Origin of the sequence: Lachnoanaerobaculum orale (genome assembly GCF_003862485.1) — a bacterium.
Taxonomy (GTDB): domain Bacteria; phylum Bacillota; class Clostridia; order Lachnospirales; family Lachnospiraceae; genus Lachnoanaerobaculum; species Lachnoanaerobaculum orale.
In genome coordinates, this window is record NZ_RRCM01000010.1 from 1 (window position 1) to 2,463 (window position 2,463).

General features: G+C 36.2%; 1 protein-coding gene and 2 pseudogenes. All 3 read right to left on the minus strand.

The window, feature by feature from the left end; all coding sequences use genetic code 11:
• Positions 1 to 286 (minus strand): annotated as a pseudogene (locus tag EHW90_RS13190) (hypothetical protein); the annotation flags it as partial.
• A gap of 19 nt (positions 287 to 305) precedes the next feature.
• Positions 306 to 1,082, minus strand: a complete 777-nt coding sequence (locus tag EHW90_RS13195; RefSeq protein WP_124953117.1) for a hypothetical protein — start codon at positions 1,080 to 1,082, stop codon at positions 306 to 308.
• Positions 1,083 to 1,094: 12 nt separating this feature from the next.
• Positions 1,095 to 2,463: pseudogene (locus EHW90_RS13200) on the minus strand (molecular chaperone); the annotation flags it as partial.

Genomic DNA, 2,463 nt, shown 5'->3' on the forward strand with positions numbered 1-2,463 from the left:
CAAGCATCTTCTCATCCCCTAAAACCTGTATCTCATTATCCCTGTCAGTCCCTATAAAGTTTTCTCCGAAGCTTATTACATAACTCTTCCCTCTTCTTGCACCCTCTATACATACAAGCCATGCACATACCGGTCTCTCTTCCTTTAGGGAAAGTCCACATTCTTTCCTTAAACTTACATAAACTTTTTCAGGAGTGTCCAGATCAAAGCCGCAGTGTGGGCATATTGTTCCATACCTTGTTTTTGAAAACCTGTGTCCGTAAGGGCAGTCCATTATGTTTGACATCTTCTCCTCCTAATTGCTACTACTCCACCAAAATCTTCTTTGGGCTAAATCCTGTAGTCCTATGTCCGTCCGGACCTTTTGCACTGCTTAATATATCCAAAAGCCCTGTATAAATTTCTTTATTGCTTAGGTGGCTTACCTTTAGCTTTCCTTCTTTAAATGCTATATAGTTTTCTATAATACTTCTGTCCATTCCTTCCATGCTGTTTAATACCATATAGCAAAAGGTTCTGTCAGTTTCTTCACATTTTTTTGTACTCAGGTATTCTTTGGCATATGCTTTTAATACTTCTATATTAAATGACTTCTCACCATATCCTGCATAATCTGTATTTATCAGATGTATGGTATCATACTCAGACCTCATGTCGGCAAAGTTAAGGTAGGTATCTCTTAATACAAATCCTGATTTTAATAAAAAGTCGCAAAGCAGGATTTCTCCGTCTTTATTTTCTTTCTCATCGGAAAGGAAAGCTTCTATTTCACTTACTGTAAAGTCTTTATCTTTCTTTTCATTACACTTTAGTCTAAGATATCTCCTTTGCTCTGTATGGGTGTATACCACTTTTATCTCTTTATTTACCTGATATACCTCTCCTTTCAGTTTTATGAGTCCCTTTCCTATGATGAGATTTCTGTTTTCATGGTCTGAACTTAATCTTAATCCTCTTATGACTCCGTCCGTATATCCCTCATAAAGGATATCAAGCAAATCTCTGGGATAGTCTCTTATTACTTCAAGTGCTTCTTTTTTTAAGATTCTTCCTGTCTCAAACAAAGGGTATCTGTTTTCCATAAACTTCTCCTTCTAGTGTTCTCCATCAAAGAAATCACAAATCCATTCATCGGTTTCAAACTTATACTCTTTTCCTTCTCCCGCATATAAGGTATCTTTAAGTCTGTATACAGGTACTATCTGAAATCCCCATTTTTTATAGTCTACAAAGGCAAATATCTTCAGTTCTCCGTTTTGTATATCATCCGTATCTTCCTGCTTTATATATCCGCTATATCTTCCTGCAAGTTCCATTCTGTCCGTTTCTCTTGCCTCATCTTTTTTAAAGTGAAACAGATATTCAAATCGTACACTTTCCGAAGCGTCATACAGATACATTCTAAGTAAGATATCTTCAAGACTTCTAAGCAGACTTCCTGTCATCTTGTTGCTTTCAAATCCGTCTATAAGTACCTCTTGTCTTCCTGAGTATGACAGGGCTTTTATTTTATAAGGAATAAGGGCCTCTTCTTCTCTTATATCAAATCCTGCATATCCGGTTCTTTTATCATACAGATACCTCATCAGTCCGTCCACACAGGCAAGTTTTAACTCTTCCTTTTTAACACTTCCTCCGCTTTGCATCATGTTTCCGGGTACAAATTCTTTTAAGGCATCTCTAAATAACCCTATCTTACATGATTGCCCTGTAAGCCTTATCATGTCAAAGTTATAAAGTTCTCCGTTTTTATAAAGTCTTTCCATAAAAACTTTCATAACTGCATAGATTTCTCCTGCAATCAGCTTTTCAACTTCATAACGGTTAAAGCTTATCTTAGGCATCCCCTCTAAAATCTCAAGTTTTTCTCCCTTAAAGACTGAGAGTTTATATCTGTCCGCCTCAAGTCTTAAAAGCCCTGATTCCCCCTTTTTTTCTTCAGGTACTTCTATAACGATATCATTTCCTGAAAAAAGTTCCTGTTTAATCTCATCCGCCAATGTGAATAAAAAAAAGTAATTATTCCTTACCCTGTAATACCCTTCTTTTCCATAAGTTTCAAATCGCTTAAAAGCTGTGGGTAAAATATTTTCCGCCTTTTCATAAGCTTCCTGTAATCCCTTATAAAAACTTTCAACACCTTCTTCATCTATGTATCTGTAAGAATCTGTAGGCAATTCATTAATAACTTCAAGGCTTAAATCTTTATCCGTATCAAGCAGTTTTGAAACTATTCGCAGTTTTAAAAGTTGCATGATTTTATAGGTGATATTGTTTCCACCAAAGTCCGTATTTCCGTTTTTATAGCTGTTTTCCATTGTGTAAGTCTGTATATCACCCTTTGCATGTACCTTAAACTTACATGCACTTAGATCCGTTGTCCCTCCTCCACAGTCCATTATCAGTGCCTTATAGCTTTCTCCGTCTTTCAAGCGATTTTTCTCTCTCATTTTACTGATAAAG